Raw genomic sequence first — 5,543 nt, forward strand, 5'->3', positions numbered from 1 at the left:
CAGAAACAGCCGGCGGCGAACGTCGCCTTTTCCATCGCGCGAGGTTTCTTTTTTGCGTCGGCATATCCGGGAAAGAGCGAAAGGAGTTCCCCGTAGCCCTTTGCCGCCATTTCTTCAACGGGAATGAATTTGAGCGATGCAGAATTGATGCAGTAGCGCATTCCGGTCGGCTGCGGTCCGTCATTGAACACATGTCCGAGGTGCGAATCCGCCGATGTGCTCTTCACCTCGATGCGTGCCATGCCGTACGACATATCCTTCTTTTCTTTTACGGCATCCGCTCGTATCGGGCGCATGAAGCTCGGCCAGCCGGTGCCGGAATCGAATTTGTCGGTGGAGCTGAAGAGCGGTACGCCGGAAACGACATCGACATAGATGCCAAGCTTTTTATTGTCCCAATATGCGTTCTTGAACGCCGGCTCCGTGCCCGCCTCGCAGACGACACGGAATTGCTCGGGGGTAAGCTTTTTCTTGATATCTTCTTTGGACATAGGAGCTCCTTTATCACCTTTTGCATCCGCGGTGAAGGCAGGCCCCGCTCCGAGGATAAGGCTGAGCGCCGTGAGAAGGACCGCTAATCGTTTCATACCGCGACTCCTTATGTCCAAACTAATAAACCGTCGATGGTTGTCAAACCGGAAATTTGTGATGTAATTATTATAGAATGTTTCGATAATCTAGGCAATGCTGCGTATATCCCTATTCCTGCTTTTATGCCCGCTCCTTGCAGCGGCCGATGCCGTCGCCCCCCTCCTCTACCCTGTCACAAAGGTGAATATCACCAACAGGGGATCGCTCCTGTCCGCCAGGGATGAGATACAGCGTGCCGTCGACGGCTTCGATAAGATGGATATTAAGGCGCTCAGGACCAATCGTTCCTATGCTACCATCGGGACGGTGTACACGTATCATGCCATGCTCCTCCCGGAGTCGGATATCGACGCGCGTATCCATGCCTATGAACGGGCGCTTGCGCTCCGCAAAGACCCCGACTCCATCTATAATCTCGCTACCTGCTATAAACGCAAGTATAATGACGCTGTTGCCAAGGGAGATATGTCCAATGAGGTGGCATTCGGGAAGAAGATATATCACGAACTGGACATGTTCCTCAAGATATCCCCTTCCGCCGGGCGGAAAGTGGCGGAGCGGCGCGATTATTTCCGCATATATCTTAATTATTGAGCATCCGCGGACCGGTTGAGAGAACACGGGGCTTAAGCCCCGTGCTCCTTGGATACGATCCCCGCTCTAAACATTACGCCTTGAAAACACGATAATATACCATAATTATGCGAAATCATGCATTCATCATAGCACTCTCATGTTTGCCGGTATTCGGCATATTCAACGGCCCAGTTGCCGGCATTTCGAACGTGAACCGCCCTTCCCTTACGCTCGAACACGTGGAGAACCGCTACGATACCTTCGCGCTCTACATCAGCTATACGGGCGGACATGACAGGCCGAAGCATTTCTATTATCGCGACTCGCTTGCCGGAGACGTGTATCGCCTGCTTCCCATCATGTGGGGGAGCGACAAGAGCGACGCGGTCGGTGTGATGACCGATGAAGAGCATGACAGCGTTCTCGGGCACCGTATGAAATTGAAAGTGTATTTCGATCGTGCCGCGCTCGAGCGTGATGTCTATATCAATGTCATCGATGAGAACGGCAATGCCGATACGCCGCCCGTACATTTCAAGCTCTCGCCGCGTGAAGCGAAGCCGTTGCCGCGCATCATCACGCGGACGCCCGTGACCGCCGCGCCGAAGCCGAAACCCGTTACGCCTGAAAAATTCCGCACCTACGCCGATATCGCCGAACGTACCGGCGGCGAGCTCATCATGCCGCGCACCGCCGCCGATATACCGAAGCATCTCTATGCCGTGATAGACAAGACCGCCGGAGGCGACATCGATGTTGTCTTCGTCATCGACGATACCGGGAGCATGGCCGATGATGCGGCCGTGCTTAAAGAGAACATCAGCGCCATTCTCGATGCGCTCTACAAAAAGCATTCATCGGTGCGCACCGGGCTCCTCCTCTACCGCGATTACAGCTCGGAATTCCTCACCAAGCCCTTCCCGTTCACGACAAAACGCGATGAGTTCATCCGCAACCTGAACACGATGAAGACCACCGGCGGTGACGACGAACCGGAAGCCGTGCTCGAAGCTATCGAAGCAGCGCTCACCGCATTCGATCTCAAAGCGTCAAAGCGCGTCATCATCGTCATGGGCGATGCGCCGCCGCATGAAAGGAGCCTTGCAAAGGTCGACGCCATCATCGAGAGCACGAAAGCCGATGGTGTCGATGTGAAAGTGTTCCTCCTCGGGCTTCCCGGCGATGCAGCGACGCCGCAGAAGGACGCACCGAAAGCCGCAGTGAAAAAAGTCGATGCGGTCATAAGCGAGACAAAGCCGCCGGCAAAGACCGCCCCGAAAAAGGTCGACGCTGTCGTAAGCGAGCCGAAACTGCCGGTAAAAACCGAGGCCGATACGGCCACGACAGTCCCGAAAAAAGATGAAAGCGCCGCCGATGTGAAAGCCCCAAAAACGATAGGAACTGCGACGAATACGACAATACCGAGGGTCGATGAAACGACAGCCCCGGGGGATAAGACACTTCCCGCCGCGACGAATACGACCATAACAAAACCATCGGACACCGGAACGCAAAGCACGCCCACCGACACAAAAGGGGCTGACAATAAAGGACCGGCAACGAAGAAAGAAGCCCCTCCTGACGACACCAAGGGCGACGGGATGGGTGAAGCGGATAACAGCACACCGAAGGACGAAGGTGCGGCGAAGAAGGATGAACCGCCCGTAAAGGCCGAGCCGAAGAAGGAAGAACCCAAAAAGGAAACCCCTCCCCCGGCGACAGGGAAGAAACCGGCCGTGCGATCGCCGGATAATGCCGATTGGTAGAATAAAAAGTCTCCTCCACATCTCCTTGACGTCATATATATGCGATATATAATCGCGCACGAGTTCAATTCCTAAGGAGAGAGTTCATGGCAGCGAAAGGAAATCTTATCGTCGGTCAATCCGGCGGCCCGACGGCGGTCATCAATCAAAGTCTTGTCGGCGTGGTGCTCGGCGCAAAGCAGAGCAAGAACGTCGGTAAAATATACGGGGCACTGAACGGCGTCGACGGCATACTCGGCGAGCGATTCGTCGATCTCGGCCGTGAGACCGCGGCAAATCTCGCGCTCGTGGCCGGCACACCCTCATCGGCGCTCGGCAGCTGCCGACATAAACCGAAGCAGGACGAATGCGAACACGTGTTCGAAGTGTTCAAGAAACACAATATCCGGTATTATTTCTATATCGGCGGGAACGATTCCGCGGAAACTGCGGACATCATCAATAAGATAGCCCGCGATCGAAAATATGAATTGTGCGTGTATCATGTCCCGAAGACCATAGATAATGACCTGCGCGAGACCGATCACTGCCCCGGATATGCGAGCGCATCGAAATATGTGATACAGTCGTTCATGGGCAATGACCTGGATAATCTGTCGCTTCCCGGCATCAAGATCGATATCGTCATGGGGCGCAACGCCGGATGGCTCACGGCTTCGAGCGCACTCGCCCGCGATGCCAGGGACAAGAACTCAGGACCGCATCTCATCTATGTCCCGGAACGCCCGGTCACCATGGATGAGTTCACCGGGCAGATACTCTCGGTATACGAAAAGCTCGGCCGCTGCGTCGTTGCATGCTCGGAAGGCATCGTCGATAAGGCCACGGGAAAGCCGGTCGCGGACGCCCTCATCGACGAAGTGGATTCGCACGGGAACAAGCAGCTTTCCGGTTCCGGCGCCCTCGGCGATCACCTCGTGTCGAAAGTAAAGGCCGTCTATACCGGTCAGAAAAAGCTCCGCATACGCAGCGATACCTTAGGCTATGCACAGCGCTGCTTCGCGGGAATAGTATCGCCCATCGATGCGAAGGAGGCTCGCGGCGTCGGCATGAAAGCGGCAAAGCTTGCGACTTCCGGCAGCATCGACGGCTCAATATCGATCAAGCGGACGGGCGGCAAGAAGTACGCATCCGAATTCGTGCGCACGGAACTCAGCAAAGTTGCCAAGGTCACACGCCATATGCCCGATGATTTCCTCAGCGCGGCAGGCAATGATGTGACGCCGGCGTTCGTGAAATATCTTGCGCCGCTCGTGGGAACGCTCCCGGCGGTCGGCAAGCTCAAAAAGATACCGGTCAAGATATAAGGGCGATGGAAAGGGAGCGGCCACGCACATGAAAGTGATAATTCCCGCGGCGGGCATGGGCAGCCGTCTTCGCCCGCATACGATAACGAAGCCCAAGCCGCTTCTCCCGGTCGCGGGTGCCCGTATGATTGACCTTATCATGGCGGAGATACTCACGCTGCCGAATGTCGATGAGGTGATCTTCATCATCGGCCATCTCGGCGACATGATACGCGACTACATCGCAAGAACATATCCATCGTTGAAGACATCGTTCGTCATTCAGGCGGAATCCCAGGGACTCGGCCATGCCATATCGCTCACGCGCGATCATGTCCGCAAAGATGATGAGATACTCATCATCCTGAGCGATACGATATTCAAGGGCGATCTCGCCTCGGTCATCGCTAAAAAGATAAATTCCCTCGGGGTGTATGAGGTCGATGATCCGAGCCGCTTCGGCGTAGCCGTGATGGACGGAGAACGGGTAAAAGCGCTTATTGAAAAGCCGTCGGAGCCTGTTTCGAGGCTCGCCCTGGTGGGCATCTACTATCTCGTCAAGGCATCGCCGCTGTTCACCAAGCTCGACTACATCATTACCAATAATATCCGGACCAAGAACGAGTTCCAGCTCACCGATGCGCTCGGAAAAATGGTGGAAGCGGGCGAGCAGTTCACCGTATTCCCGATATCGCAGTGGTTCGACTGCGGCACGAAGAACGCTACGCTCGATACGAACCGCATGCTCATCGAGAACCGCATCGGCAATGCGCATGTACGCAATGCGACCATCGTCCCCCCGGTCGTCATCGAGGACGGGGCCGTCATTGAGCGTTCGGTGGTCGGGCCCTATGTCTATGTCTGCAGGAACGCCGTGATACGGGAGAGCGTCATCGATAATGCCATCATCGACGAAGGCGCCACCGTGAGCGAAGCGGTCTTGACGCGAAGCATCATATCAGCGCACGGCGAATGCCGCCGTTTAAAGGAAAGCGTTAATCTCAGCGAATACTCAAGCGGGTAGCAATGGCAAACCCTTCACCCGATACCGACCGCACGCGAGAATTGTATGTTGAACTTGGCGCGCTGCTGCGTCACAAGCGTTCACCCGAATTCGAGAGCACGGTCAATGAGATAATAAAAAGCGATATATCCGTCGAGGAAAAGCTTCGAAAGATAAAAGAACTCGATGAGAAGCCGTTCAAAAGCCAGCTCCATTTCGTCCGTCGGGCGGGAAAGGACACTGCAGGGAATATCGATGCAGTGATGGAGCCGTCCCACGATGATCTCTCCGCGCGCGGCATCTACACCTCGGTCTATGTCA

General features: G+C 55.3%; 6 protein-coding genes. 5 read left to right on the forward strand and 1 reads right to left on the reverse strand.

The window, feature by feature from the left end:
* On the reverse strand, positions 1 to 587 hold a 587-nt coding region (msrB, locus tag AABZ39_20360; GenBank protein MEK6797139.1), incomplete at its 3' end, for a peptide-methionine (R)-S-oxide reductase MsrB.
* A gap of 97 nt (positions 588 to 684) precedes the next feature.
* Here msrB and AABZ39_20365 point away from each other — a divergent pair.
* From AABZ39_20365 to AABZ39_20385, 5 genes are all read left to right on the forward strand, one after another.
* Positions 685 to 1,185 carry a hypothetical protein gene (locus tag AABZ39_20365; GenBank protein ID MEK6797140.1) on the forward strand — a complete coding sequence of 167 codons (501 nt, stop codon included), beginning with the start codon at positions 685 to 687 and terminating at the stop codon, positions 1,183 to 1,185.
* A 107-nt stretch (positions 1,186 to 1,292) separates the two neighbouring features.
* Complete coding sequence (locus tag AABZ39_20370; protein ID MEK6797141.1) at positions 1,293 to 2,933, forward strand: VWA domain-containing protein; 1,641 nt, start codon at positions 1,293 to 1,295, stop codon at positions 2,931 to 2,933.
* A gap of 86 nt (positions 2,934 to 3,019) precedes the next feature.
* Positions 3,020 to 4,240 (forward strand): 6-phosphofructokinase, encoded by a 1,221-nt coding sequence (locus tag AABZ39_20375; protein MEK6797142.1) that lies wholly within the window; start codon positions 3,020 to 3,022, stop codon positions 4,238 to 4,240.
* 28 nt (positions 4,241 to 4,268) lie between these two features.
* Positions 4,269 to 5,243 (forward strand): sugar phosphate nucleotidyltransferase, encoded by a 975-nt coding sequence (locus AABZ39_20380; protein ID MEK6797143.1) that lies wholly within the window; start codon positions 4,269 to 4,271, stop codon positions 5,241 to 5,243.
* Positions 5,244 to 5,245: 2 nt separating this feature from the next.
* The coding region (locus AABZ39_20385; GenBank protein ID MEK6797144.1) for a hypothetical protein at positions 5,246 to 5,543 on the forward strand (298 nt) is incomplete at its 3' end.

This window comes from Spirochaetota bacterium, from assembly GCA_038043445.1.
In the GTDB taxonomy this organism is placed as follows: domain Bacteria; phylum Spirochaetota; class Brachyspiria; order Brachyspirales; family JACRPF01; genus JBBTBY01.